The following is a 26,870-nucleotide window of genomic DNA, read 5'->3' as shown; positions in this document are numbered from 1 at the left end:
GCGTTCTTTTTTGGGTTTGATATTCAAGAGGGCGTATCCTGTATCCGGCAGGTTAAGTGTGCTGTAGAATCTGCGGCTTTTTGCTAAACCCGGTACTCCCGGCTATAAAGCCCATCTGGCGATAGAATTCATGTGCAGCTTCACGTTCTGGGCGATTACCACTGTTCAGAGACAAGGAATCCACGTTATGCGTGGCTGCCCATTGCTCAGCTTCAAGAATGAGCTGACGGCCGATGCCTGAGCCTCTGAATTGGTCGTGCACAACCAATGCCAAGATACGGCAGTGTCTTCCGTTCTTTTCATACAGATAAGACGTCTGTAATCCGATCAGTCCAACTACGCGTCCGCGTGCTTCAGCAACCAGTGTAGTAAAGTTTGCGTCCGCAGAGATATGGGTATAGCGCTCTTCCATCTCGGCGTACGTGGTGGGATAACCAAGTTGGTCCATCAGAATGACCATATCCTGCAGATCTGTAGTGGAGCTATGTCTAATCGTCACATCCAGGCTCATAATGTTGTATCCTCCTTGGGTCTTTCCTTCAATGAAAGTTCAATAATGGTATCCAGTAGCTCTGCAAAAGAAATGCCTGCCGCGGCTGCACTTTTGGGCAGCAGACTGTTACGGGTAAGACCCGGCAGCGTGTTCACTTCAAGCACATACGGCAAGCCTTCCCGAATCATCATATCCACGCGCGCGTAAACACTGCATTTGAGCACCTGATAACAGGCCAAGGCCGCGGCTTCAACGCGATTGTGAAGGTCCAAAGGCAATTGCACAACCTGCTCATCGGCTCCGTGGTCATCGTATTTGGACGAATAATCGAAAAACTCCGCGTTCGAACGAATGGAGATCACCGGCAGCATCTTACCATCCAGAATGGCACAGGTAATCTCTTCACCTTCGATATACTGTTCAATCATGACCGTGTCATCCCAGGCAAGGGCAGCCTCTACAGCAGCGGACAGGGCGGAAGCTTCCTTCACCACTTGGGTACCGATGCTGGAACCGCCTGAATTGGGTTTGACCACCACGGGGTACGTTAATTGTTGAACAGCAATAGAGGACAGTTCCTCGATATGACTCACTCGCAGCCATTCTCCGGTAAGCACACCTGCATGCTGCATGAGTTGTTTGGACATGTCTTTATCCATGCATACACTGCTCGCAAGCACGCCACAACCTGTGTAGGGAATACCCAGGGATTCCAGTGTGCCTTGAACCGTACCGTCTTCGCCGTATTTGCCATGCAGGGCAAGCAGTGCCACATCGATCCCCGCTGACTTGTCGATTAGATCGCGCTTGGTATTCAGCTCAATGGGTACAACCTCGTATTTGTCTCTATTCAGGTTTGCAATCATCTCCTGTCCGGTGAGCAGGGAAATATCCCGCTCTGAAGATGTACCGCCCATAATCACGCCAACTTTCATGTGAAATCCTCCTTATCTCATTTGAGCTGCTGTCTCGCCAATGATGCGAATGCCTTTACGTATATTTTCATCGCTGACTCTGGAGAAACCCAGACGCATCGTGTTTACACCCTGACCGGTTTCCAGATAAAAGGTATCCCCAGGTGTGAACGTTACACCTTTCACTTTACAGGCGGCCAGCAGTTCACGGGTTCTGTATTCGGACGGGAACTGCACGAACAGATGCAGCCCACCCGCACCGGAAATCCAGCACATTGGCAGATGCTGCTTCAGGCAACGCACAACCAATTCATATTTTCGCTTATACTCCGTGCGAGCTCGCTTCAGATATTTTTCGAAATTACCGTTGCTCAAATATTGATACAATAACGACTGATCCAGCGTGGAGGTATGGATGCTGCGTGCCCGTTTCATACTCTCCAGATAATCAATCAGCGCCGCATCAGCAATAATCCAACCTACCCGCAGACCTGGGAACAGGACTTTGGAGAAGCTGCCCAGATACACCAGTGCATTGCCTTTGCCCATGCTGGCGATCAGGGGAGATACATGGGAACCGGAATAGCGCAATTCTTCGTTGAATCCATCTTCAATGATGGGAACCTGATACTTGTTCATCAACCGGATGATCTCTACCCGTTTTGCAGGGGACGTCACAATCCCGGTTGGATTGTGATAGGAGGGCACAAGATACGCCAGATCATATGGACTTGCCTCAAGTTCATGTTCCAGTTGTTTCAAGTCCAGGCCATCCGGCTCCATATTCACACCGGTCAGGTGGAACTGGTGTAATTTTAGATTTTTGATCGCCGTGTGGTGCGTTGGATTCTCACAGAGCGCTTTTCCGCTTTTTTTACGCAACGCTCCAAGCACCAGATCGAAACCTTCCGTGAATCCGTTGGTGATCAGAATGTCCTTGCCACGGAGGTCGACACCTTTGTTCTCCATATAACGTAGTAAATAGTTCATCAGCGGTCTGTATCCTTGCGCATATCCGTAATTCAGCAGTACTTCGCCTTCAAGTGACATGCGATCCAGAAAAGCCCGTTTCACGTTGTGCAGATCAAACAGCTTTTCATCCGGTGCTATGCTGGTAAACGATATTTCACCGCGCTCTGCTCCGGAGCCATGCTTCATCAGATCGTACTGCTCTGCCTGAATGGCATACTCGCTTACCTCTGTCGTCCAGTCCAGTTTCCAGCTTGCTGCTGCCTCAGGTGTTTCGATGGAGGCACTGACGTAATTGCCCTTGCCTTTGACTGCATAGATCAGTCCCTCATCTTCAAGCTCGGCATAAGCGAGCAGGACCGTACTGCGACTAACCTTCATGAGTGTGCTGAGTTCACGGGTCGAGGGCAGTTTTTGTTTGGCTTGCAGGCCGCCTTTGAGCATCAATCGCTTCATATAATCTTTGACTTGTATATATACAGGGCGGTCCTCCGTCAGTTGCAGATCGGAATACATCCCATCACTCCCTCTACTGGTATCTTGCCATATTATAAACCCCGCAGAAAGAACCACGATACCTCTGTTTCCCTGAGCGTGTGGTTGGTTGTTCGCACAAACGCAAAAAAGCCCTGGCAGTATGCCGGGGCCTGGTGGTGAAACTTGATCCATTTTCTATAGTACTGCTGCTATAATTTCTACAGTTGCATTGCATGACTAGTCTCTCTAGGATCGATAGCTATCTGACCTTCTACGTGTGTCTATTAACTTCAGTACGACTATAATTGCAGGCTTTCTAGGTGATACTTAAAATCTACAGTGAATCATGAATCTAGGTCTTTCTAGGTTTGCTTGCTGCAAGGGTCGAGTAGATGATGAATCCACAATCTATAAGCTAGGGTTCTTGCTAACTGTACTCTTGTCGTGATCACGTAACAGAATTCAGCATGAAAAAGATATTCAATCATAGGGTACAATAGACGGAGGTAGATATAAAGACGTATGTCTCAGTGCCCAATTTCTTCCTCATACCCCTATAGTACCACTTTGAATCAGGGAAGTTAACCTTTTTTTTGAAATATTTGTCGTAATAGCGAAAATTGCGTGAATTGTACTTCATATAGATTGAAATGGTGTCCCTTTATAATATGTGATAGGATGTAAACCTATAGATAATGAGGAAGTGAGCCTATTGATTAATATTACCGTGCCAACACCGGATGTAACCATCACAAAGCAGGCTGATCCACAGCTTAGCCACATTTATGGATTTACTGATTTTCACCTGATTACCCGGGAACTAGGCGGGATTTTCATGTTTTACAATGCCGATGGAGAGTTGTTATTTGTCGGGAAAGCACGTAAATTAAGACCACGTATCAAAAAGCATTTTGAAGACACGGTATCACCAATTAAGAATCACCGCGAAGAAGTAACGAAGATTGAAGTATGCCTGGTTGAAGATCCGGTAGATCGTGAAATTTACGAGACGTATATCATCAACACGATGCGTGCGAAATACAATGTAGATAAAGTCTTGTACAAATAAGACACTTAAAAAGCACATGAACATGCAATGTCTGGGACATATGTCCTAAATGTTGCGCCAGTGGGTACGGATGTAATCGAAGGATTGCATCCGATTCCTTCTGGTGCCATCCCGATCTTTTCGAGGGAGTAGCTTGTAGAATTGAACCGTAGTACGCCCAAATTTAGTATCACAGATATATCAAATACATATGAAGAGGTGATTGTGTTGATCGGTCGTAGCGGTAACCCTACACTTAAAGACAGCACGTTTGAAAACAGAGGATATGGAGAAGATCGGTATCAGAATTACATGACGATCAACGGTACGGTTAACAAAGCGTTTATTACGCTTGTGATCCTGCTGGGCAGTGCGTTTGCAACATGGATGATGTTCTTTAACGGACAACAAGTGATGCCGCTTGCTTATGGCGGATTAATCGTTGGTTTCATTCTGGCACTTGTGATTTCGTTCAAACCAGTAGCGGCACCTTATCTGGTACCCGTCTATGCTGTGGCAGAAGGTTTGTTCCTGGGAGCACTCTCGGCGACCTATGAGTCACTGTATAACGGAATTACCTTGCAGGCGGCCCTGTTGACCATGGCTGTATTCATTGCTCTGTTGATGGCATACAAAACCAGATTGATCAAAGCTACGGAGAACTTCAAGCTTGGGGTCGTGGCTGCAACTGGCGGTATCATGATCATGTATCTGCTGAGCTTTGTACTTGGTTTCTTCGGAATTTCGATTCCTTACCTGCATGATAACAGCTTGATTGGCATTGGTATTTCGGTCGTTATCGTGATTGTGGCTGCCCTCAATCTGGTCCTTGATTTCGACTTCATCGAGGGTGGTGCTGAACGTGGTGCGCCCAAGTACATGGAGTGGTACGGTGCATTTGGATTGATGGTTACACTGGTATGGCTGTACATTGAGATCATCCGTCTGCTTGGCAAATTGCGGAGCCGGGATTAGTCTTATTCGATTCGTAAGAGACGTAAACGTAGTGTGAATGTAAAGTCAAAAAGTCAAAAAGCTAACGCGTGATACTCACGTCGTTAGCTTTTTTTAATTAACCTTAGTCAGGGCTTCTTGATGCCAGCCTCTTACAAAACTCAACTGATCCCAACTAGTTCAGCCCAGTACCACTCTATACCAACTCTGTATACAGATCCTCCAAGGTGATAATCTCGGGCTGGCTTGGCAGCTCTCCACCAGCCGAACATGCCGCAAGCATATGTCCTTCATCCAATCGCTGACTGAGAAAGAGATAAGTCTCGGCCTGTTTGCAATGCCAATCTTCCCGCTCATCAGGTAGGATGGCGAAGGAGTCCAGTGGTATGGACAAGCCCATACCGACTGCCTTGATATAACTTTCCTTCAGCGTCCATAGACGGTAGAAGGTTTCCAGCCGCCGATCGTCAGGCTCGGCAGCCAAGAACTGGCTCTCCTTAGGAGAGAAGAAACGCTCTGCAATCTGCATGTCAATTGGAGCTATTTTTTCCACATCCACGCCCAGTTCATCTGTACTGCCAGAGATCAGAGCAATCCAATCACCAGAATGGGAGACGTTGAATTGTACATCCGAATGGTGATTGAGCGAAGGTTTGCCGTAGGAATTACGGGTAAAAGAAAGCTCAGCAGGTCTCAGTCCAGTTAATTTGCTCAAAGATACACGAGTCAATATCTCGCCCAGCACGGAGCGATACGCGTCAGCCTGACGCACAAAACGCGAAGCCTGAGCACGTCGCTCGGCAGAAACTTGCGACAAAAAGTGGTTCCAGTACGCCTCGGGCAATACTTCTGGAACTTGGAGCACACGAATAGTTATCATCATTTATCACCTGAATACGTATTCGGCGCAGTTCAGTAACTTCCCTTTATATGGAACGTCCCTTCAACTCTTCCTCCCAAATCATCACTATACGGATGCCCCTAACAAGTAAGCCGGTTGTCTCGCTTTTCATGTTAAGATTTCAGGTAATGCATCTTTATCTCATGCTTCTTGCGCTTGTTTCCATTCTATATGCGCAGACTGCACTCGCTCCCACATCTCTTGGCATTCCAGTTCGCTGTAATTCACCAAGGGTTCATGGAATATTTCAGTTAATACGTTGCGCCACTCGGTATAATTCCGGATCTCCGTTTTCCGGATTCCTTCGATATCATGAGTTCGGAGCATACATCCACGTAATTCATGACTGCGATTCTTATCCCGCTGACGAAGCAAAAATGCGTTATGCCAAGGTGATTCGGCAGCCCGACTGTAGAATTCATGTTTGGGGATGAACTCCTCCAGATCGTGGACTACCTCGGGAGCATAGTCGACGCCTTCACTTGGCCCATTCGGCTCGTACTCAAGTCGCCATCCCCCACTAGCAACAGATGAAGGGATCAATTGGTATGTGAACGGAGCTGAACCATAGGTTCCATAACGAAGTGGCAGAGGTTCAAAGGGCATTCCGCCCAGACCTACATCTACAATCCAGCGCTCAACTGTTGGGTCAGCATCCGGTAGAAGCACAGATAGACCGAGATGGAATGAGTTCACACGGGGTTGTTCCCCATGAGGCTGTACTCCCCCGCGATGCCAATCAACCGTATAACCCAGCGAGCGGAGAAGAACACTAAATGCACCATTTAGATGAAAGCAGTAGCCGCTGCGTCCCTGTAATATAAGCTGAATGGAATCTTGAAGACCGATTCCCGCAGGACGACCTGCAAAAATATCGACCGTTTGCCAGGATAAATATTGGACATGTGCTCGCTGGAGTTCAAATAAGAATTCCAGTGTAGGTTCCTTTATATCATCAATGCCGATCCGTTTCAGATAGGTCTGTATTTCAGCTGTATTCAATAGTTCAATCATTCAGAGTCACCTCACGTCATATGGTGGGCTGCAGCCCAAATTTTTATAAAACTTCTGCTGCCCTGAGTTCATTGTAAAATTCAACGGGTGAAAACAACATCATCAATTGAGTTGATTGTAACGGTACAATTCATAGGATAGCCTTTAAAATCATCTCATGAGATGGACATGGTTTTGATGTCATTGAAATACAATATATGGATGAGCTATTTCTTTTTCTGGGGTATGCTAACCCTTTGGAGTGGATATAGGTTAGAATATAGATAGATAGCAGGATTAGGAGATGGAAAAATGGCTAATGATGAAGTGATTTTGACACAGGAAGGCTTGGAAAAGCTGGAGGACGAACTGAGGGATTTGAAGACGGTGAAGCGTAAGGAACTGGCTGAGCGTCTGAAACTCGCCATCAGTTACGGTGACCTGAAGGAAAATAGTGAGTATCATTCAGCCAAAGATGATCAGGCCTTTATGGAGACCCGGATTTTGATCTTGGAGAAGATGTTGACAAAAGCAAGAGTCATCTCTTCAGACAATATAGACTCCAACAAAGTGAGCATTGGATCGACGGTGTTGCTTAATGACATTGAGTTCGCCGAGAAGATTGAATATAAAGTGGTTGGTCCTGCCGAGGCCGATGTTGCGGATAATAAAATTTCGTACGAGAGCCCGCTGGGCAAGGAATTGATGGGCAAAGAAGTGGGCAGCGTCATTCATGTCAATGCTCCGATGGGCGTTATCAAGTACGAGTTACTTCAAATTAAAGTGTAATTTAAAAAGAGAGGTGCTCCGCAGTCATCCAAGTGGCTGAGGGGACACCTCTTTTTGATTCTATTGGGCTTGAACGTTTGGAAATATGGATTTGATGAAACTTCATACGGTTGGACTAACGGACTTTATCACATACTGTGTTTAAGGAACTTATAAGACAATGATTTCCGTGTGTTTTATATGTAAAAAAATAACATTTCGACAAATTTCGAATTTCGAATGACCTGACAAGGTGAGTAGTATATAATTACGGGAAAACTTTAAAGTGATGGAGTAGATACGATGAATTTTAGTAAGCCTAATCTAGATCAAGACAACGCTGGCAAAGGAGAACGTTTCTCCCAAGCTGGATTTATCCTGGCGGCCATTGGTAGTTCGGTTGGTCTGGGCAACATGTGGAAATTCCCGTACATTACGGGTGAGAACGGAGGGGCTGCGTTTTTCCTGCTCTTCATCGTCTGTTTGCTGCTCATCGGTCTGCCAGTGCTCTTGGCTGAACTTGCGATTGGTCGCAGTGGCAGAGGTAGTGCAGCTACTGCTTTTATCAAAGCAGGTGGACATAAGGGCTGGCTCGCAGCCGGATTGCTGCAAGTACTGACGCCGTTTATCATCCTGTCTTTTTATGTCATTATTGCAGGCTGGACCTTGCAATATGCAATTACGTCATTCAGTGGAACATTGTTCAACAATCCGGATTATGCCGGACAGTTCAATTCCTTCATAGGCGGTTATATGCCGATTGTATGGCAACTGGTTTCAGTTCTGATCACAGGCTGGATTGTTGCCAAAGGGGTATCTAACGGAATCGAGAAGTTTAACAAGGTGCTGATTCCAGCGATGTTGGTACTGCTCATTATCCTGATGATTCGTGCAGTTACATTGCCGGGTGCAGGAGCTGGGGTTTCCTTCTTCCTGAATCCGGACTTCTCACAACTTACAACGGAATCCGCACTGGTGGCGCTTGGACATGCCTTCTTCTCCCTGTCACTGGGGATGGGTATTCTTGTAACCTACGGTTCGTATGTGGATAAAAACCAATCGCTCGGTGCGGCAACCGTCGCCGTTGGTGCAGGTGACCTGATCTATGCATTCATTGCGGGTCTGATCATCTTCCCAACAACATTCTCGTTTGGTATTGCACCGGACCAAGGACCGTCACTGATCTTTGTGGCACTTCCGGCGGCCTTCTCGGCGATGCCACTTGGCTTCTTGTTTGGCGGACTGTTCTTCATCCTGTTGGCTATTGCGGCATTGACGTCAGCAGTATCCTTGCTGGAAGTTCCGGTGAAATATTTCATGGAACGTTTGTCCTGGAGCCGCAGTCGTGCGGTATGGGTTATTTCGCTAGCGGTCTTCATCGTGGGACTTCCTTCGGTATTGTCGCTCGGCTTGCAGCCTGAATGGACGATTGGATCGAAGAGTGTGTTCGACTGGATGGACTTTGTAGCATCCAACATCCTGCTGCCTGTAGGTGGATTGCTTGTGACGATTTTTGCCGGATACTTCTGGAAAACGGCTGCGGAAGCTTCCGGCCTGCGTTCCGGATGGTTCCGGGTGTGGCTGTTCATGCTGCGTTACGTAGCTCCGATCCTGGTTCTGCTGGTTCTACTGCACACATCCGGTATCATTCACTTCTAATGGTGAAGGCCCGATAGGGTGAAATATGGTCTGTTGTGCAGATTTACCATGGATAAAACCTCTTGGAATAAATGCAAAAGCCCTTGTTTTCCCTCGTCAATTTTGGGACAATACGGAGTAGAGGTTTTTTGGGTAGGACCGATAAGCCATATGCTTTTTTGCGAAAAGAGGATTATACAATGAACAAATCATCCATATATGGATTAACATTAGAGCAATTACGTTCCTGGCTGCCGGAGCATGGGCAGAAAAAATCCCGTGCATCCCGGATCTGGGAATGGTTATATCAAGAGCGTGTACACGATTTCCCCGCAATGACCGATGTCCGTCAAGAATGTCTGGATGTACTCTCCGAGTACTTCACAATGAACTCTCTTAGCGAACATGTGAAGCAGGAATCGGCAGATGGTACCGTGAAGTTTCTGCTTCGGATGCAGGACGGCAACCTGATTGAGACGGTATTGATGCGGCAAAAGTACGGACTTACCGTCTGTGTGACCACACAAGTGGGCTGTAACATTGGTTGCAGCTTCTGTGCGAGCGGTCTGATCAAGAAGAGCCGTGACTTGACCGCTGGCGAGATTGTGGAACAGATTATGCATGTGCAGCGACATCTGGATGCAGCGGGTCAAGACGAGCGGGTAACCAACGTCGTTGTGATGGGGATTGGCGAACCATTCGACAACTTCCAACACATGAGTGATTTCATCGAAGTCATCAAGGATCGCAAAGGATTGGCGCTGGCGGCGAAACGGATTACTGTGTCCACGAGTGGCCTTCCGGATAAAATCAAGGAATTTGCAGACAGCAGTCTGCAGGTTAACCTGGCAATCTCTCTGCATGCACCTAATAATGAACTGCGTACGCACATCATGAAGATCAACCGGGCTTTCCCGATTGAGCAATTGATGGATGCTGTGGATTATTATCTGGCTACAACGAACAAACGTATCATGTTTGAGTACATCCTCCTGCGTGATGTTAACGATCAACGTGAGCATGCCGCGGAGCTCGCTGAACTGTTGTCCAGTCGCAGAAGTATGGTCAGTGTGAATCTGATCCCATACAACCCGGTGGATGAGCACAGTCAGTATCAACGGAGTACAGAAGAATCGATTCTGGGTTTCTATGATACGCTCAAAAAGAACAACATCAACTCCACTGTACGTATGGAACATGGTACGGATATCGATGCCGCTTGCGGACAGCTGCGCAGTAAACAAATGAAGAACAACGCTGCCGGATCTGAGCCAGACCGTCTGGCATTGGGATAAGATACAACGCGGAGCTGGCAAGTAAAGTTAGGATACTTGGTTGCTCTAATGGGTGCCTCTACGTGCCATTTACCGTTGTTGGGTTGCGAATGCGTTGCCTGGTCTTAATGCAAAACGCCTCTGTATATCACTGAGAAGTGATAACGGAGGCGTTTTTTGGAGTTTCATTATTTCAGTTTTTTGGTCATCAACAGATGGGGGATGCCGTCTTCCATAAATACTTCCGAAGCGGGTGCATATCCGAGACGTTCGTAGAACCCGGAAGCTTGTACCTGTGCATGCAGCTTCGCTTTCTCAAGTCCTTCGGCAACAGCCATCTGCTCCAGCTTGTCGATCAGCACACGGCCCAGGCCGTGTTTGCGGTAATCAATCATGACACAGATCCGTTCCAATTTGGCGATCTGTTCCACAATGCGCAGTCTGGAGGAAGCAGCAGGCACACCGTCTACGTAGAGCAGAATGTGGCGCGCCTCCGCGCCTAATGTATCATAAGCATCGAATTCATCCGCTGCGGGTACGCCTTGTTCTTCGACGAAAATAGCCGTGCGAATGGCGAAGCAGGCATCGAGCAATTCCTGATTAGTAACTTCAACAATCGTTGTATTCATGAATGTTTCTCCTTTGGACGATAGTAATCATATCCGGGCATGATAAACTGGTATATAGCATAATCATTGCAGCCGTTCCATGTGAGTATCTTGGTTAAAATTTAATCCAATTTAACTGTAGTTATATCACTATTTATGTTGTGAATGCAACAATTTTATAAAAGGGCGTGAGTGCATTGACTGATAAAAAAGAAGTGTTGCGTGAAATTGGCATGATTGCCCGCTGTCTGGATTCGATCAGCAATGTCGAATTTCAACATCTGAACTTGTCCCGAGGCCAATATCTGTATCTTTATCGCATATGTGAGAATCCGGGCATTATTCCCAACCAGCTGGCTGAACTAATCAAAGTAGATCGAACGACAGCGGCCAGAGCGATTAGCAAACTCGAATCCGATGGATTTATTGTCAAACAGTCGGCAATAGACAATAAGAAGAACAAGTTGTTATATCCGACAGAAGCTGGCCTGAAAGCATGGGAATTCATTCGTAAAGAGGGCGAGCATTCCGACCAGGTGACGCTGGACGGCTTTACGGATGAAGAGATAGAGACAACGGTTAAGCTTCTCCGCCGAATGCGCCACAACATCGAGGTAGACTGGAAATTTGTCAAAAAGGGCGGACGGCGACCCTACATGGATACCTCAGAATGAACAATACCTCTATCCTTGACCCCTACATCCCAGACCCTAGCCGAACCGTTCTCAAGGAGCAGAGTCATTATCTCACAATAGCAAAAGTACAGGAGGGAATCATGAAGAGAATGAACCGGAAAACAGTAACGTGGTTGGTCATATTGGTGGTCAGTATTGCAGCAGCGTTCATTATTTTCATGAAGGAGCGGTTCGTGATGAATGAATTATCTCCTACAGTATCCTTTGTCCAAGATCATATGACCAATCCCAATGGTTTACTTGCGTCCTATTTGCAGGATGCCACATCCGAAAAAGCGGATATCGTAGCAGGCAGAGAGGTTTTATCTGAATCACTTGGTCTTTGGATGCAATATGCTGTAGCCAAGAACGATCAGGCGTTATTTGAGCAAAGCTATGAGCTGCTGACGACCTATTTCCTCATGCCGCAAAAATATATTGCCTGGAAGCTGGATGCTGAGGGAAAATCTCACGTGACCACCAACGCGCTCGGTGATGATTTCCGAATTGTAGGTGCCTTATTAAAGGCAGCAGATCAATGGCAACAGGGAAGAGAAGCCAAACTGGCAACGGCCTCGGATATTTCCCGTACACTGACGCAGTCGGTTCAGAATAAAGGATATTATGTTGATTTTCACGATTTTGGCAACGGTTACTCCGCGGATATGTTAAGCCTGGTTTATGTGGATCTACCGTCTCTCCAATTAATGGAGAAGCATGAGATGCTGGAGCCGGGCACATATGCAAAGTACGAATCCATGTTGAAGAGTATGCCGGATGACGGGATATTTTATCCGAAAACATTCAATGTGGGGACGAAAGAGTATACATATGATGACACAGTGAATCTGATTGATCAGCTGATCGTAGCGAACCATCTAACTGCGACCAGCCGCAAACCGGACAAGCTCATTGCTTTTTTGAAAAAAGAATTCAATACCCGTCATCAGCTGCCGGGACAATATAAGCGTAGTACTCGCACACCTGCGGTATCTTACCAATCTCCATCCGTATATGGACTCGCGATACTGCTTGCGGTTCAATCAGGTGATCCAAAATGGGCGAAACAGCTGTATAAGCATATGATCAGCATGCGTAGTCTGGATGCCAGTTATCCAGGCGGATATGTATTTAGTGGAAACACACATATGTTTGATAACCTGTTTCCTTTGCTTGGGGAGACTGAATTACAAAAGTTACTTAAAAAGTAATAAAAATGTCGTTTAATATATTCAACAATGTGTTAACATAATATTTGTCTATTCATGTCATATATTGTTTACTCGAAATATCACTAACCAATCTACTGGAGAGAAGAAACCTATGAGGAATAAAGCACCCATCCTTCGTATTGCATGGGGATATGCGAGTTTGATTGGATTAGCCGTAATCCAGCAGCTCGTTGTCTATCTTAAGATTTATATGAATCAGAGTTATACTACACTGGATGTGGTGTTTAGCATTGTGTCGCTTGCAGCGCTGATCCTGGGTTTTGTGATACCTGTCGGGGTATCTGTCGTCGCCGGATTTATCTATCTGGTCTCTTATTTTGTATGGCTTGTTACCTACGCGGATGTAAGTGTACTTACGTTCTCTTGGTGGCTGCTCATTCCAGCCAACGTTGCCGTGGCTGCGTTCATCAAGGCAAGTCTTGTGCGCAATGCGCGTGTCATGGAGCGTCTGCAGGAGCTTCAGGAGCGTAATCCGGAGATTGATCTGGATACCTCTCTGGGCAATAAGGATGCACTTGCGGATACGCTTGTTAAGCAAAGTAATCTAGCCAGACGTTATTCGGAGCAATATGGATTCAGCATGGCGATGTTCAAGATCGAGTTTTTGCCGTTGGTACTGGAATCTCTCGGTTCCGTACGTTATGCACAGTTCCTTCTTGAACTATCCACTACCATACAGAAGCAGATTCGGTTTGAGGATTATAAATTTTTTGTGGATCGAGGACGTTTTGTGATTATCTGTCCAATGACCAATGTGGAGTACTTGCCCATCCTGACACAACGGATCAAAAAAGCCATGATGGATCTGCAAATCATCGATAAAAAGGGAAATGAGTTGCAGACGGTTATTCGATCGGGTGCACTGGTATTCCAGAAGGAGCAATTCAGTAAGTATGAGGATATCGATGCTGTTATTGCGGCACTGGAACGGAACACAGAGACAGATCTCATTGGTGAATACATCTAGATGCTATGGGGGAGGAGTATTTCTGTGAATTATTTAACATGGTTTGTTCCATTATGTATTGTAGTTAGCAGTTTCTTTGCCATTACGATTCTTATATTAACCTTTGCGACTCTTCGTTTTCGAGGGAAAATTAACAGGAAATATGATCGGAGGAAATTGAATGGCTGATTTCCTGCTGTTGATGTCCATCCTCAGTATTTGGATATCCGTCACCGAGTCGATTGTCATTATGGCTGGAGCTATTCGTTTCATTAACAAACAAGAAAAAAAGGGAATTCAAATTCCTGAAAGTATGGATGATTACCCCACTGTGACTGTCATGGTGCCTGCGCATAATGAAGGGGTAGTTATCGTGTCTACCGTTGAGCATATATTGCGTCTGAACTACCCTGAGCATAAAGTTCAAGTTATTGTTATTGCAGATAATTGTACAGATAATACAGCAGAGCGCCTGAAGGAACTCAAGGCCAAGACGAGTTATGCAGATCGTGACTTTACCATTCTGGAGCGTACCGGTACAGGTGGGAAGTCGGGAGCATTGAATGATGGCCTTGAACTGGCGTGGGGAGAATGGATATGTATCTATGACGCAGATGCGGCGCCTGAGCGGAATGCATTGATGTTTTTGACACAAAAAGCATTGGAAAACCCGGAGAAGTATGGTGCTGTATTTGGTCGAAACAAAGCTCGTAATCGGGGTCAGAATTTTCTCTCCCGTTGCATTAATCTGGAACTTGTAACGGTCCAACGTGTTCACCATACGGGGTTATGGGAGTTATTCAAACTGGGCACGATTCCTGGTACGAACTATATTATCAAGGCAGCACTGATCCGTGAGATTGGTGGATGGGACCCTGATGCGATCACGGAAGATACGGCCGTATCGTTTGATATTCTTACTCGGGGTCAGCTTATTGCATTAGCGCCACAAGCAGAGGCTTACCAGCAGGAACCTGAGCAATTATCGGTATATATGAAACAGCGCCAGCGCTGGTCCAAGGGAAATTACCAGGTTGTTATCGACAATGTGAAGCATTTATTTGACCGTACTAGCTGGAGAATTAAACTGCATGTTCTGTACTATGCTGCAAGTTATTTCTGGTTTATGATCGCTATTATTGTATCGGATATTATTTTTGTCTCGAATCTAGTGTATCAGGTTATTGCATTATTTAATCCGAATGTCATTTCTCCCTTCCAGTTCTCGGGGGATGTTTACGTGTATCTCGTAATAGCATGGGCATTAATGTACTACATTTATGTACTACAAATTAATCTCGCACTCTCAGCAGATATTGGGCAAAGCAATACGCAGAATTTTATTGTGGCCTGCCTCTCCTATTTCACATATGCCCAGTTATTTCTGGTCATATCCGTCAAAGCATTTATCTCGCTTATTGGAGATAAGCTATTCCGGAGAGAAACCAAATGGTACAAAACGCAGCGTTTTGGCTGAGAAACATCAACTTATAAATGAAGGGCTGTTTTCTGGATTCGTTCAGAAGGCAGTCTTTTTTACTATGGAAAGATTGGTTGGCATTATGTATACTCTTTCAGGCTGTACATATTGAACGTTGCATAAAGGAAACGGAGGCGTGTGGAATGGGCTACAGGGGACCTGATTTTTACGATAATGAGGAAAACTTTGAGAAGTATATGGAACGCCGCCAGTGGCAGGAGAATGCCAATGATACGTTAGAGAAACCCGTGATGCTAGAGCTGATCGGAGACGTTGCGGGCAAGAGCATACTGGATCTTGGCTGCGGGGATGCGAGGTTTGGCGTAGAATTGCTGAGTGGGGAGCACGAAGGTGCGACGTATACGGGGATTGAGGGTTCGGTAAATATGATTCAGGCAGCTAACGAATCAGTAAAAGGATTGAATGCACAGATTGAACAGGCATTCATGGAAGACTGGACCTATCCGGCAGGTACATACGATCTGGTTATATCCCGACTGGCTGTTCACTATATCGAGGATGTGGAGAGCCTATTCCACAAGATATATAACACGTTAAATGAAAATGGCACATTCATATTCTCGGTAGAACATCCTGTTATTACATCCACCCTGCAGCCCTCGGGAACCCGAACCAATTGGGTAGTTGATCAGTATTTTGTGGAAGGATTCCGTGAGCAGCAGTGGCTGGGCGGTTCTGTGAAAAAGATGCATCGTTCCATTGAATCATACTTTATGGCATTGCAGCGGGCAGGATTCCGTGTAGAACATTTGCGCGAGTCAGCACCACAACGTGCTTATTTTGTAAACGAGGAAACCTATCTGCGCAGGCAGCGTATTCCATTGTTTCTGTTCCTGGCAGCCCGGAAATAGATCGTGGAGAAGAATATAGATAAATAGAAGGACATAACTAAGTTATACTCATAAATTAGAAAGTTCTACACAGAAAACGGTGGATAACACTAGATATAGCAGTTAAAAGCCCGAAATCTATCCACATGTGGATAAGATATTGGGCTTTTACTGTTAAGTTTCTTCACCTATGTTACGTTTGCTGTGTATAACCATGCGATTATGAATCCGCCGCAGCTCTAACATAGACACGTTCTCCATGCCGATCAACTTCCACAGGTGCCTCGAAGAAGTTGCTCAGCACTTCGGTGTTCATCAGCTCGCTAGTTAATCCGCTATTCACGATTTCACCCCTGCGTAGCAAGAGACTGTGACTAAACACGGGCAATATTTCCTCGGTATGATGGGTGACGTAGATGAGCGAAGGGGTATCTGGACGCTGTGATAGTTCACGGATGCTATCCAGTAATCGCTCTCTTGAAAACAGATCCAGTCCATTGCAAGGCTCGTCCAGAATGAGTACGCGTGGATTGGCCATCAGTGCTCGGGCAATGAGAAGTTTCTGTTTCTCCCCTTGAGAACAGGTGCGATATTCGCGATCCCACAGGTGCTGACAGCCCAGCGTTTGCATCAATTCCTGTGCCTGATCCAGATCATCATCTGACAGCTTGTCATACAGGCCAATGGTGGCATGTTTGCCGCTGATCACGACATACTGTGTGCGATCCGTGCCGTACAATTTCTCTTGCAGAGATGAACTGACCCAGCCGATGGATTTGCGAAGCTGCCTCAGATCCACATCCCCATATTCATGGCCTAACACGGATATCTTGCCTTCGGTCGGCCAGAGATACCCGGTGATCATGTTCAGGAGTGTTGTTTTGCCGGAGCCATTCAGGCCAAGCAACGCCCAGTGTTCACCGTCTTTAACCTGCCAGCTTACATCATTCAGCAGGGTAAGAGGTCCCCTTTTCCAAGTGACATGCTGTACATCAATTATCATGGGTTATTCCTTCCTCCTGTTATCCTCGAGTGTCCTAGGTGTATTGTAGTCACAAAATCAGTGAGGTTTCAACGGTTATCACACTGTTCTTGGTTGGTCCCTGCGCAGAAATACAGCACACACACCAAGCAGTGGCAAAAACGAACATAACTTGATAACAAACGAAATGCTGGTCACGTCAATTAAGGACCCCAGCACAACCGAGCCAAGTCCAGCCATGCCGAACGACAGGCCAAAAAATAACCCGGATACCGTACCAATATGACGAGGAAGCAGTTCCTGCGCATAAACAATGATGACGCTGAAGCCAGACATCAGGATGAGTCCAATCATTCCGCACAACACCATAGACAGGACGGGTCCTGCATAAGGTAGCAGTAGGGAAAACGGTGCAGTGCCTGCGATGGAGAACCAGATCATCGGTTTGCGTCCATAGCGGTCAGCGAGTGGGCCACCGAGCAAGGTTCCGACCATGCCTGCAAATTGCAAAATAAACAGACAGATCTGTGCCTGGGAGAGAGGCAAGTCATATGCATCGGCATAATAGAAGGCGTAGTACCCGGTCATGCCTGCAATATATACGAATTTGGAGAACAGCAGCAGGATGAGAATTCCCATTGTAAATGCGATGAATCCCCTGCTCACAGGCCGAGCTGCTGGCTCTGCGCCGCTTGATTTTAGAGGTGGTTGCTGACGAATGCGAGTCTCGGCAAGTTTGTCTCTGTACCAACGACTGACCAAAGACTGAATGAAGATACCGATCAGGGCAAAGCCCATCAGCCATAGAAAACTACGCTGCCCATGTGGCAGCAGGATGAAGGCGACCAGTAATGGAGCAATAGCCTGTCCTGTGTTGCCTCCCACCTGAAAGATCGACTGCGCCATTCCGCGTCCACGGCCGGCTGCCATATGAGCCACGCGTGATGACTCGGGGTGCAGGATGGATGAGCCTATGCCAATCAATGCTGCCGAAACAAGCAGCATCCATAACTCGGAAGACAAGGCTAAGCCGAGAACACCGATCAGGGAGAATAACATGCCTCCGGGAAGCAGGATCGGCATGGGCTTGCGGTCTGACATATAACCGACCAGTGGCTGAAGGACGGATGCGGTAATATTCAGGGTGAAAGCAATCCAGCCCATCTGGGCGAAGCTGAGCTGCATGGTCTGCTGGAATAGTGGGAAAGCAGATGGAACCACTGTCTGCATCGCATCATTCAGCAGATGGGCGAAGCTGACTCCGGCAAGTGCCCAATTGGCGGAGGAGTTGATTTGCATTTTGCTTAAAGTGGCCTGAGCCATGGGAGATCACCTCGAATTATTTTTTTCTATGATAAAAGATGGGGGCAGATCATGTCTTTGTGAAAAGTGCTTGGAAAGTGAGCACGATTTGCTATAATGTCAGCAGGTGAGCAAACGATGGAATTAAACATGACGCTAAATGGGTTGGAATTATGGAAAGCTACCGGAGGGTTTGCGAATGAGCCGCATGTACATGACGACTGGTATCAGCTAACGCTGCCGGTCAGAGGTCAATGTCATCTGGTACAGGAACGGCATGCATACCCGCTAAAAGCAGGGATAGGGATTATTGCTCATCCCCAGACTGAGCATTATTTTGAGATAGGGTCGGATTCGGCTGTCATTGTGATCAAGTTCCGTAAACCGCCATTAGGCAGTTTCGGAGGTGCGGAGTTAAGTGGGGGGCGAGCTGAGTTTCGACCTACCCAGACATTTGATCCTGCTGAGATAAACAGTCTGTTTCGTGGCTGGAATTCCATTTTGTTAGATGATGTGCCCGAAATGCTGCAAGTGCAGGAAACAGAACTGGCGATCGAGACGTATCTAAGACGTATGTTGACGGGGCAGGAAAATGGAAAAAGGACTGTAAATCCCGGTACATTCATTGATCCTCATCTCCAACGAGTGCTGGATTACATTCACAGTGCCTACACAGGTCGAATGGATATTGATTCGATGGCGATGGTTGCGCATCAGAGCCGGTATCATTTTATGCGTTCTTTCAAGGCTCTTACGGGAACAACACCGTATCAATATTTGCTGAATTTGCGCGTAGAAGAAGCGTCCAAGAGGCTTCGCCATACAACGGATTCAGTAACCACAATCAGTTATGAACTGGGGTTTTCCAGCGTCAGCCAGTTTTACAGAGCCTTTCAGCGAGTGTATGTTATGACACCGATGGAATATCGGAATCACATTTAGATTTTAACGGGCAGTCTCGCATATGCGAGACTGTATTTTAGTACGTTACAACATGACACTAATTTTTGTTGTTGCCAAACATTGAAGACTTTGCTAAGATGAGAAAAAGTTTATGTAAGCGTATACATTTAAGTTAAAATTACAACGTTGTAATTATGGTTTTGGAAATTATTGAAAAGACAGAACTATGGTGTAAGGAGGATTATTTCGAGCAATTAACTCGTTTTATGCAGAATAATATAGGTTTTTACAAAATGTGGATGGGATGAATAACAAATACGTCAGTGAAATGACAGTTCCTTTTTAATCAAAAATTCAAACGTTGTAATTATGTAGAAAAGGGGAGTGTTTTACGTTGAAAAAACGCATGTCCACGCTGTTCAGCCTGATCAGACGGGATAAGTATTTGCTACTGATGTTTTCGCCTATCTTTCTGTATTACCTCATCTTCATGTACCTTCCGATGCCTGGCGTGCTGTTGGCATTTCGCAATTTCTTGCCGGGGCAGGGCATGCTCAGTGGGGAGTGGGTGGGACTGCGCTGGTTCGAACAGTTCGTGAATTCCATTTACTTCTGGCGACTGCTGCGTAACACATTTTTGCTCGCCTTCCTGCCGCTCCTGTTTGGTTTCTCCATTCCGATTTTATTCGCTGTCTGCATCGTGGAAATCAAGAACCGGACATTCAAGCGATTTGCCCAGACGGTTACGTACCTTCCTCACTTCATCTCCACTGTTGTTGTAGCCGGCATGATTATTAACTTCCTGTCACCAACAGACGGTATTGTGAACACCCTCATCGCGAGTCTTGGCATGGAAAAAGTGAATTTCATGATGGATGCCAGCTGGTTCCGTACCATCTTCACAAGTTCCGACATCTGGCAGAGCTTTGGCTTCAGCTCCATCATCTACATTGCGGCCATTATGGGGATCGACCCCGAGATGTATGATTCCGGCAAAATTGATGGCGTCAACAAATTCCAGGAGCTATGGCACCTGACCCTTCCGAGTATCAAACCAACCATTGTCATTCTTCTGCTTCTGTCGCTTGGCGGCATTATGAGTGTAGGTTTCGAGAAAGTATATCTGCTCTACAACGGAGCCACCTACGAAACAGCTGATGTCCTGTCCACCTATGTATACCGGATGGGGATTGAGGGCCAGAATTACGGCTTCGCCACAGCGGTCGGCCTGTTCAACTCGATCATCACCTTTATCCTTGTTTTTGCTGCCAATTCCATGACCCGCCGCCTGACCAAGATGTCACTCTGGTAAGACTATAACCCCGACCAAAGGAGACCTGTATGCAAAAATCGAGAAGTGACCGTTTGTTCTACGGATGTGTCTACCTGCTGACCATACTGGCGGTTGTTATCACGTTGTATCCCTTTCTGTACGTCATTAGTATTTCATTCAGCTCGGTGGATGCCATCGACAAACAAAAAGTGGTATTGTGGCCCGTTGGGTTTACCCTGTCAGGTTACCAAATGGTACTGCAATACAAGGAGTTATGGGTTTCGTTCTACAACACCCTCTGGTACACCGTGGTAGGCACACTGTTAAACATTGTGGCAACATGTCTTGCGGCGTTTCCATTATCCAGACAGCAGTTTTTCTTACGACGCAAGCTGAATTTCTTCATCGCTTTCACCATGTATTTCTCGGGTGGACTCATTCCGGTCTACATGCTGATTACCTCGCTTGGGCTGTACAACACCCGCTGGGTTATGGTGCTGCCTGTGCTGGTGATTACGTTTAACGTCATGATCTGCCGCTCAGCGTTCGAAGGTATTCCGAATGAAATATTCGAAAGTGCCAGTATAGACGGGGCCAACGAGATGACGATGCTGTATCGTCTGGCGGTTCCCATCATCAAGCCAACACTGGCTGTGCTCACGCTGTACTATGCGGTATTCCACTGGAACAACTTTTTCTCGGCCCTGTTATATCTGGGCAAACAGGATATGCAGCCCTTACAGATGTTCCTGCGAAGGGTGCTGATCATGGCTTCGCCGGAAGTGATGCAGAAGATGGGCGGCACGATGACATCCGGTGCGCTGGCGGTATCCACCCTTCAGGTTCGTTATGTATCCATTGTAGTCAGCATTCTGCCTATTGTTACGATCTACCCGTTTATCCAACGGTACTTCGTTAAGGGGATCACCCTCGGAGCCGTGAAAGGATAGCTTTACTTACTTAAGTGTCATGTCATTCAAGGGAGTTCAAAATGGTTCATACCTAAGGAGGAATGATGGATGAGATTTAAAGGGGCAGGAAGAAAAAGTGTAGTGGCAGCGATACTGGCAATCAGCCTGGCGGGATGCAGCGGTGGAACAGGGGCGGGAACCGATGCGGGGAGCACCCCGTCCAGTTCGGAGCCAGCTTTCAACTATACCGGGGCAGGGCCGGTAACGGATCAACCGGATGCCAAGCTGTCTATTCTCGGCACCAACGCCTGGACGACGAACGTGGATTTGTCCACCGCAGCGATCGTTAAGAAAATCGAAGGAAATGCCGGTGTTACGGTGGATTGGGATCTAATTCCGCCGCAGAACTATGCGGATGCCGTAAATCCGAGGCTGGCTGCCGGTACGGGCTTGCCCGATATCGTATACCTGCCGGATCAGGATCAATTGATGAAGTACATCAATAGCGGCCTGTTTATCCCGATTGACGAGCTGGTAGAAAAGTACGGCGTGAATCTCAAAAAAATATATGAAAAGTCCCCTTCAGTTAAAGCCAGTTTAACGACGCCAGATGGTAAAATGTATTATATTCCGCAGCAGACGTTAACCCGCAACTACATGCCGGTATTTATGGTCAATGTGCGCTGGCTTGATAAGCTGGGATTAAGCGAGCCGACTACGCTGGATGAGTTTACGGCGATGTTGCGCAAGTTCAAGACAGCTGACCCGAACGGCAACGGAAAAGCCGATGAGATTCCGCTGTCCATGGAAGCCAAATTTGTGTCCATGGCCTTTGGCCCGGCATTTGGACTTGATCTGTCCAATCAGTTTTATGCAGACGATCAGGGCAAGGTACATTTCAGCTATTATGAGCCGGCGTACAAGGAGTACCTGACCTATCTGAACGGACTGTACAAGGAAGGTCTGCTTGGGGTGGATTATGCGAGTACCACGAGTGATCAGGTCACATCGCGCATCTCTCAGGATGTGACGGGCGCAACGTTTAATTTTAGCTGGTACATGTCGATGGTCTACAGCCCGTTGTTCAAGGATTACAATCCGGAAGAGCCAATCATCAAAGGCATTTTGCCACTAAAAGGACCGCAAGGCGATCAGTTCTACATCGGTCGTACCCCGGTTAGCGGCATCTTCGGCATCACGCGGGACAGCAAAAATCCGGAGCTGGCTTTCCGCTTCCTGGATTATGCGGTAAGTGAAGAGGCACAGACGTATTATACGTGGGGCATCAAGGATGACACGTATACGGAAGAGAATGGCGTGAAGACATTTACGGACAAAGGCAAGGACAATGAATACATTCAGAAGCTCGGCATTGGTCCGGTAAATCTGCCGAACATCCAATCGACCGATTCTGCTGATTCCGTCGTAGCCCCTTGGCATGCAAAGATGGATAAGGAACTGGAGCCGTATGTGCGCGAACCGTTCCCGTTTGTCTATGCCCTGCCGGATGAAGCGAGTGTGGAGAGCATGGCGATGCCTGACATCACCACATATGTGGAAGAGATGAACTTCAAGTTTATTAGCGGTGACGCCAGTCTGGACCAGTTTGACAGTTATATTGAGACGTTGAAGAAGATGAATATAGAGCAGGTTATTGCAGGCAGACAGGCACAATATGATCGTTATAAGGCTGCACAGAAATAGAAAATTAGGGTTTCAGGCGTATGAGAGGTGTTGATTGATTTTGATAACCATTAAAGACATTGCCAAACTGGCGGGGGTGAGCTATAGCACGGTATCGAAGGCGCTGAATGATGATCCCCGAATCAAACCGGCAACAAAGCAGAAGGTGCTTGCGGTCGCTGAGAAACATCAGTATCGAAAAAACATGCTGGCCCGGCAACTCTCCACCGGCAGGAGCAACATTATCGGTTTTGTGCTGGATGAGCTGAGCAATCCGTTATTCTCGAACATCTCCGGCCGTCTGCACACCGAGCTGAAGAAGCGGGGATATCAGATGATCCTGGTTGTGGCGGATGATGGTGTGGATGTCTTCAGCCAGCTGCGCGTGGACGGATGTATTCTGTGGGATTATGCATTGGACAATCGGGAGATGTTCTGGAAAAAGTTCGCCACACTCAACATGCCATGTTTTGTGCTCGGTACAGATGAAGCGCCGAACTCTCCTTACATCAAGATTGATCGCAAAGAAGGGCTGTTCAAAGCAGTGGAGCATCTGAAATCGCTGGGCCACAGCCGAATCGGATTCATCGGCAACTCCCAGCACGTCAAACTGGAGGGATACCGGGAAGCGTTGCAACGTACGGGTCTGGCTTTTAACGAAGATCATGTGCTGCCAGCGTATTCCTCTTGGGAGGACGGGTATTTTGCCATACGTAATCATGCGTTTGGGCCGGAGTCGCCAACAGCTTTTATTGGACTGAACAATCTGGTCACCCGAGGGGCGCTTCGGGCTTTGCTTGAGGCAGGTTACAGTGTTCCACGCGATATCTCGTTAATTGGGTATGATGATCTGCCGGATATGCAGTATGCGGAAGTAGCCTTGACAACGATTGGCCCGTCTCTGGATGAACTGGCCGTGCAGGCAGCAGAGCTGATCGTATCGTTAATCCGTGATGAACAGGTCGATGTTCCGGTAGTTATTCAGCCTAAGCTGAACCTTCGCAATTCAACAGCCGTTAGTCATACATCTATTAGGTGAGTACAACATTCAAGGAGGAATTGCTTATGCAGGTACAGACACAGTTATCCTGGTCTGAGCGAATTGCAGCAACGATCATCCAGCAATGTAACGGGGACGGTTATCATGCGTTCCCTTCGGGACGATGGGCATACGTGGAAGGCATGACCTTGATGGCGATGGCACGAACCGGGCAGTATTATGGCAAGCAAGAGTATGTTGATTTTATGAAAAAACATATGGATCTGTATATCCAGTCCGACGGCTCTATTGGCACGTATACGTTGGAAGAATATAATTTGGATCAGATTAATCAGGGGAAAAACCTGTTTGCATTACTGGATGGTGCAGAAGATCAGCGTTACGCGGAAGCGGCGCATCTCTTGACAGCACAGCTCGCAGGGCAGCCCCGAACATCCGAAGGCGGTTTCTGGCACAAAAAAATCTATCCATTCCAGATGTGGCTGGACGGCCTGTATATGTCGTCACCTTTTCTGGCTCAATATGCGAAGCAGTTCGATTGCCCAGAGTTATGGGATGAAGTGGCACATCAGATTCTGCTTATCGAACGCCAGACCCGTGATCCGCGGACCGGGCTGCTCTATCATGGCTGGGATGAATCGAAGGAACAGGTCTGGGCAGATTCATCGACAGGATGCTCGCCACATTTCTGGAGCCGGGCGATGGGCTGGTATGCCATGGCGATTGTAGACAGCGTGGAGCATTTCCCTGTGAATCATCCAAAACGCGGCACCATCATCGGCATCTTCGAACGGATGTGCCACGCTTTGGTACGCGTGCAGGAGCAGGAGAGCGGGTTATGGTTCCAGGTGCTGGATCAGGGCTTCCGCAAAGGCAACTATCTGGAAGCATCCGGGTCAAGCATGTTTATATATGCACTTGCCAAGGGTGTGAGGCTGAGGTATCTGGAGCCGCATTTCAGAGCTGCGGCGGAGAAAGGATGGCAGGGGCTGTCCTCCAGATTGGTGGAGGAGACGCCTGAGGGCGTTCGGTTGAACGGGATCTGTCATGGCGCAGGACTAAGTCTGGACCGGGATGGCTCGTACAGCTACTATGTAAGCGAAGCAGTTGTAAGCGATTCCTTTATGGGCATGGCTCCTCTCCTGCTGGCAGCACTGGAAATGGAGCGATTGCCATGACACAGCAGAGATTGCCGAATACAGCATTGGAATCATCGGCTCAATGTCTGACTGTTTCTTCAGATGGGACGGGGGATTATGTTACGATCCAGGCTGCAGTTGATGCGCTGCCGGAGAATGGCATGGGAAACATCCCGATTCGGGTGAAGGCTGGTGTATATCATGAGAAGTTGCATATGGAGAAGCCGGGCATCCACCTTATTGGAGAGGGAGCGGAGCAGACCATCATTACGTATGATGATCATGCACTCAAGAAGTTCCCGGACGGGTCGCCATATCATACGTTTCATTCCTATACAGCTTTCATCGGTGCTGATGATTTCACGGCAGAGGGCATTTCCTTCGTCAATGCTGCCGGACCGGGCAAGCAGGTTGGTCAGGCGCTGGCCGTTTACGTAGATGGAGACCGGGCGGCCTTTCGCCGCTGTCGTCTGATCGGTCACCAGGATACGATCTTCACCGGACCACTGCCGGAGCAGCCCATGGATCGCAGTTACTTTGGCGGGCCACGCGATGGTGCCGAACGGCGCAAACTGCGGCAGTATTTCGAAGACTGTTACATCGAAGGTGATATCGATTTTATTTTTGGTTCGGCTACGGTGGTGTTTAAGGGTTGCGAGATCTTTACGAAGAATCGCCTGACTGAGGCAGAGGCTGCGGATGGACAAGTGAACGGTTGGATTACCGCAGCCTCTACGCCGGAGGATGTGCGTTACGGCTATGTGTTTCTGGACTGTGATCTGACCAGCAATGCACCGCCGCAGTCGGTGTATCTGGGCAGACCGTGGCGTCATCATGCCAAAGTCTGTTTTCTGAACTGCTGGATCGGCGCTCATGTGAAGCGGGAGGGATGGCACAACTGGAACAAGACAGATGCAGAGCAGACCGTTCAGTATGCGGAATACAACAGCGCAGGGCCTGGTGCCGGATGTGCTGCTGATCGTGTGGCTTGGGCCAAAATACTGACCGAACAGGAAGCGGCCGAGTACACTGTACCTCTGATTCTGTCCGGCGTGGATGGATGGCAGCCTTTGGAAGGGAGAGGGGAGCAGCGGCAGTAAGATACGCCCTCTTCTCTGCGCAATATCTAACACAGGTTTTCTTTCAAGTCTCCTAAGGAGTTGAAAGAAAACCTTTTTTGTGCGCTATATTACATTTTTCGCCCCCAATAGAACTATTTTATCCCTTATCTCTTTTGCATTTTACTGATTAAATACAGGGTGAGGATCTGTAAATTCCCTGTAAAATTTGGATGGTGCCTGCAAAAAGAGAACACGAGAGGGAAGGTCCATTTTGGTAAGGGAAGGGAGTGAAGTGACACGCAGCATCAGATGGCTGAATGAGGTTGGCTCTAATCGATCACAGATCAGATGCAGGTGGACTATTAAAGCTTTTGTTTGCAAGGTGAACGTATCCTT

General features: G+C 47.4%; 26 protein-coding genes. 17 read left to right on the top strand and 9 right to left on the bottom strand.

Annotated elements, in window-relative coordinates; genetic code table 11:
* Window positions 1-52: 52 nt before the first annotated feature.
* The 3 genes from V6669_RS29395 to V6669_RS29385 are packed head-to-tail and all read right to left on the bottom strand — an operon-like array spanning window position 53 to window position 2,892.
* Window positions 53-511, bottom strand: a complete 459-nt coding sequence (locus V6669_RS29395; RefSeq protein ID WP_074092765.1) for a GNAT family N-acetyltransferase — start codon at window positions 509-511, stop codon at window positions 53-55.
* Window positions 508-1,428, bottom strand: a complete 921-nt coding sequence (locus V6669_RS29390; RefSeq protein ID WP_338589349.1) for a D-alanine--D-alanine ligase — start codon at window positions 1,426-1,428, stop codon at window positions 508-510. The genes V6669_RS29395 and V6669_RS29390 overlap by 4 nt, the downstream gene beginning before the upstream one ends.
* A 12-nt stretch (window positions 1,429-1,440) precedes the next feature.
* On the bottom strand, window positions 1,441-2,892 hold the full coding sequence (locus V6669_RS29385) for a PLP-dependent aminotransferase family protein (RefSeq protein ID WP_338589347.1): 1,452 nt from the start codon (window positions 2,890-2,892) through the stop codon (window positions 1,441-1,443).
* Between the two features lie 673 nt (window positions 2,893-3,565).
* Between V6669_RS29385 and V6669_RS29380 the strand changes: the two genes are divergently transcribed.
* Together V6669_RS29380 and V6669_RS29375 are read left to right on the top strand one after the other, a co-directional pair.
* The gene (locus tag V6669_RS29380; protein ID WP_076320376.1) at window positions 3,566-3,922 is read left to right on the top strand and encodes a nucleotide excision repair endonuclease; all 357 of its coding nucleotides are present in this window, start codon (window positions 3,566-3,568) and stop codon (window positions 3,920-3,922) included.
* Between the two features lie 207 nt (window positions 3,923-4,129).
* Entirely contained in the window at window positions 4,130-4,876 is a 747-nt protein-coding gene (locus V6669_RS29375; RefSeq protein WP_310339472.1) for a Bax inhibitor-1/YccA family protein, read from the top strand.
* Window positions 4,877-5,051: 175 nt separating this feature from the next.
* On the opposite strand, the gene V6669_RS29370 is transcribed toward V6669_RS29375, so the two are convergent.
* Both V6669_RS29370 and V6669_RS29365 read right to left on the bottom strand, forming a co-directional pair.
* Window positions 5,052-5,738 carry a 4'-phosphopantetheinyl transferase superfamily protein gene (locus tag V6669_RS29370; protein WP_338589342.1) on the bottom strand — a complete coding sequence of 229 codons (687 nt, stop codon included), beginning with the start codon at window positions 5,736-5,738 and terminating at the stop codon, window positions 5,052-5,054.
* Between the two features lie 159 nt (window positions 5,739-5,897).
* Complete coding sequence (locus V6669_RS29365; protein WP_338589340.1) at window positions 5,898-6,770, bottom strand: arylamine N-acetyltransferase; 873 nt, start codon at window positions 6,768-6,770, stop codon at window positions 5,898-5,900.
* A gap of 291 nt (window positions 6,771-7,061) precedes the next feature.
* Between V6669_RS29365 and greA the strand changes: the two genes are divergently transcribed.
* From greA to rlmN, 3 genes are all read left to right on the top strand, one after another.
* Window positions 7,062-7,538 (top strand): transcription elongation factor GreA, encoded by a 477-nt coding sequence (gene greA, locus V6669_RS29360; RefSeq protein WP_062836673.1) that lies wholly within the window; start codon window positions 7,062-7,064, stop codon window positions 7,536-7,538.
* Window positions 7,539-7,820: 282 nt separating this feature from the next.
* On the top strand, window positions 7,821-9,176 hold the full coding sequence (locus V6669_RS29355) for a sodium-dependent transporter (RefSeq protein WP_091035609.1): 1,356 nt from the start codon (window positions 7,821-7,823) through the stop codon (window positions 9,174-9,176).
* A 179-nt stretch (window positions 9,177-9,355) separates the two neighbouring features.
* Window positions 9,356-10,450 carry a 23S rRNA (adenine(2503)-C(2))-methyltransferase RlmN gene (gene rlmN, locus V6669_RS29350; protein ID WP_338589334.1) on the top strand — a complete coding sequence of 365 codons (1,095 nt, stop codon included), beginning with the start codon at window positions 9,356-9,358 and terminating at the stop codon, window positions 10,448-10,450.
* Between the two features lie 167 nt (window positions 10,451-10,617).
* On the opposite strand, the gene V6669_RS29345 is transcribed toward rlmN, so the two are convergent.
* On the bottom strand, window positions 10,618-11,058 hold the full coding sequence (locus tag V6669_RS29345; RefSeq protein WP_338589332.1) for a GNAT family N-acetyltransferase: 441 nt from the start codon (window positions 11,056-11,058) through the stop codon (window positions 10,618-10,620).
* Window positions 11,059-11,270: 212 nt separating this feature from the next.
* On the opposite strand from V6669_RS29345, the gene V6669_RS29340 reads away from it, so the two are divergent.
* From V6669_RS29340 to V6669_RS29320, 5 genes are all read left to right on the top strand, one after another.
* Entirely contained in the window at window positions 11,271-11,711 is a 441-nt protein-coding gene (locus V6669_RS29340) for a MarR family transcriptional regulator (protein ID WP_076329280.1), read from the top strand.
* 101 nt (window positions 11,712-11,812) lie between these two features.
* On the top strand, window positions 11,813-12,922 hold the full coding sequence (locus V6669_RS29335; protein ID WP_133386302.1) for a glycosyl hydrolase family 8: 1,110 nt from the start codon (window positions 11,813-11,815) through the stop codon (window positions 12,920-12,922).
* 112 nt (window positions 12,923-13,034) lie between these two features.
* On the top strand, window positions 13,035-13,910 hold the full coding sequence (locus V6669_RS29330) for a diguanylate cyclase (protein ID WP_338589329.1): 876 nt from the start codon (window positions 13,035-13,037) through the stop codon (window positions 13,908-13,910).
* Window positions 13,911-14,070: 160 nt separating this feature from the next.
* Window positions 14,071-15,366, top strand: a complete 1,296-nt coding sequence (locus V6669_RS29325) for a glycosyltransferase (RefSeq protein WP_036612238.1) — start codon at window positions 14,071-14,073, stop codon at window positions 15,364-15,366.
* Window positions 15,367-15,512: 146 nt separating this feature from the next.
* Entirely contained in the window at window positions 15,513-16,241 is a 729-nt protein-coding gene (locus V6669_RS29320) for a class I SAM-dependent methyltransferase (RefSeq protein ID WP_338589325.1), read from the top strand.
* A gap of 199 nt (window positions 16,242-16,440) precedes the next feature.
* Here V6669_RS29320 and V6669_RS29315 read toward each other — a convergent pair whose 3' ends face one another.
* Both V6669_RS29315 and V6669_RS29310 read right to left on the bottom strand, forming a co-directional pair.
* Window positions 16,441-17,223, bottom strand: a complete 783-nt coding sequence (locus tag V6669_RS29315; protein WP_338589323.1) for an ABC transporter ATP-binding protein — start codon at window positions 17,221-17,223, stop codon at window positions 16,441-16,443.
* A 78-nt stretch (window positions 17,224-17,301) separates the two neighbouring features.
* Complete coding sequence (locus V6669_RS29310; protein ID WP_338589321.1) at window positions 17,302-18,525, bottom strand: MFS transporter; 1,224 nt, start codon at window positions 18,523-18,525, stop codon at window positions 17,302-17,304.
* Between the two features lie 117 nt (window positions 18,526-18,642).
* On the opposite strand from V6669_RS29310, the gene V6669_RS29305 reads away from it, so the two are divergent.
* From V6669_RS29305 to V6669_RS29275, 7 genes are all read left to right on the top strand, one after another.
* A complete protein-coding gene (locus tag V6669_RS29305; protein WP_338589319.1) occupies window positions 18,643-19,446 on the top strand; it encodes a helix-turn-helix domain-containing protein in 804 nt (267 codons plus the stop codon).
* A gap of 367 nt (window positions 19,447-19,813) precedes the next feature.
* Entirely contained in the window at window positions 19,814-20,719 is a 906-nt protein-coding gene (locus V6669_RS29300; protein ID WP_047841090.1) for an ABC transporter permease subunit, read from the top strand.
* Window positions 20,720-20,748: 29 nt separating this feature from the next.
* Window positions 20,749-21,630: a carbohydrate ABC transporter permease gene (locus V6669_RS29295; RefSeq protein WP_338589317.1), complete on the top strand. Its 882-nt coding sequence runs from the start codon at window positions 20,749-20,751 to the stop codon at window positions 21,628-21,630.
* 69 nt (window positions 21,631-21,699) lie between these two features.
* Window positions 21,700-23,295 carry an extracellular solute-binding protein gene (locus V6669_RS29290; RefSeq protein WP_338589315.1) on the top strand — a complete coding sequence of 532 codons (1,596 nt, stop codon included), beginning with the start codon at window positions 21,700-21,702 and terminating at the stop codon, window positions 23,293-23,295.
* 40 nt (window positions 23,296-23,335) lie between these two features.
* The gene (locus tag V6669_RS29285) at window positions 23,336-24,313 is read left to right on the top strand and encodes a LacI family DNA-binding transcriptional regulator (RefSeq protein WP_338589313.1); all 978 of its coding nucleotides are present in this window, start codon (window positions 23,336-23,338) and stop codon (window positions 24,311-24,313) included.
* Window positions 24,314-24,339: 26 nt separating this feature from the next.
* A complete protein-coding gene (locus V6669_RS29280; protein WP_338589311.1) occupies window positions 24,340-25,452 on the top strand; it encodes a glycoside hydrolase family 88 protein in 1,113 nt (370 codons plus the stop codon).
* Window positions 25,449-26,513, top strand: a complete 1,065-nt coding sequence (locus V6669_RS29275; protein ID WP_338589309.1) for a pectinesterase family protein — start codon at window positions 25,449-25,451, stop codon at window positions 26,511-26,513. Before V6669_RS29280 ends, V6669_RS29275 begins: the two co-directional genes overlap by 4 nt.
* A 141-nt stretch (window positions 26,514-26,654) precedes the next feature.
* Here the strand turns inward: V6669_RS29275 and V6669_RS29270 are convergent, their stop codons facing one another.
* Complete coding sequence (locus V6669_RS29270; RefSeq protein ID WP_133386292.1) at window positions 26,655-26,855, bottom strand: hypothetical protein; 201 nt, start codon at window positions 26,853-26,855, stop codon at window positions 26,655-26,657.
* Between the last annotated feature and the right edge of the window lie 15 nt (window positions 26,856-26,870).

The organism is Paenibacillus sp. Y5S-9 (genome assembly GCF_036894235.1).
In the GTDB taxonomy this organism is placed as follows: domain Bacteria; phylum Bacillota; class Bacilli; order Paenibacillales; family Paenibacillaceae; genus Paenibacillus.
The sequence above is the reverse complement of the archived record's forward strand: the minus strand, read 5'-3'. Positions and strand labels throughout refer to the sequence as shown.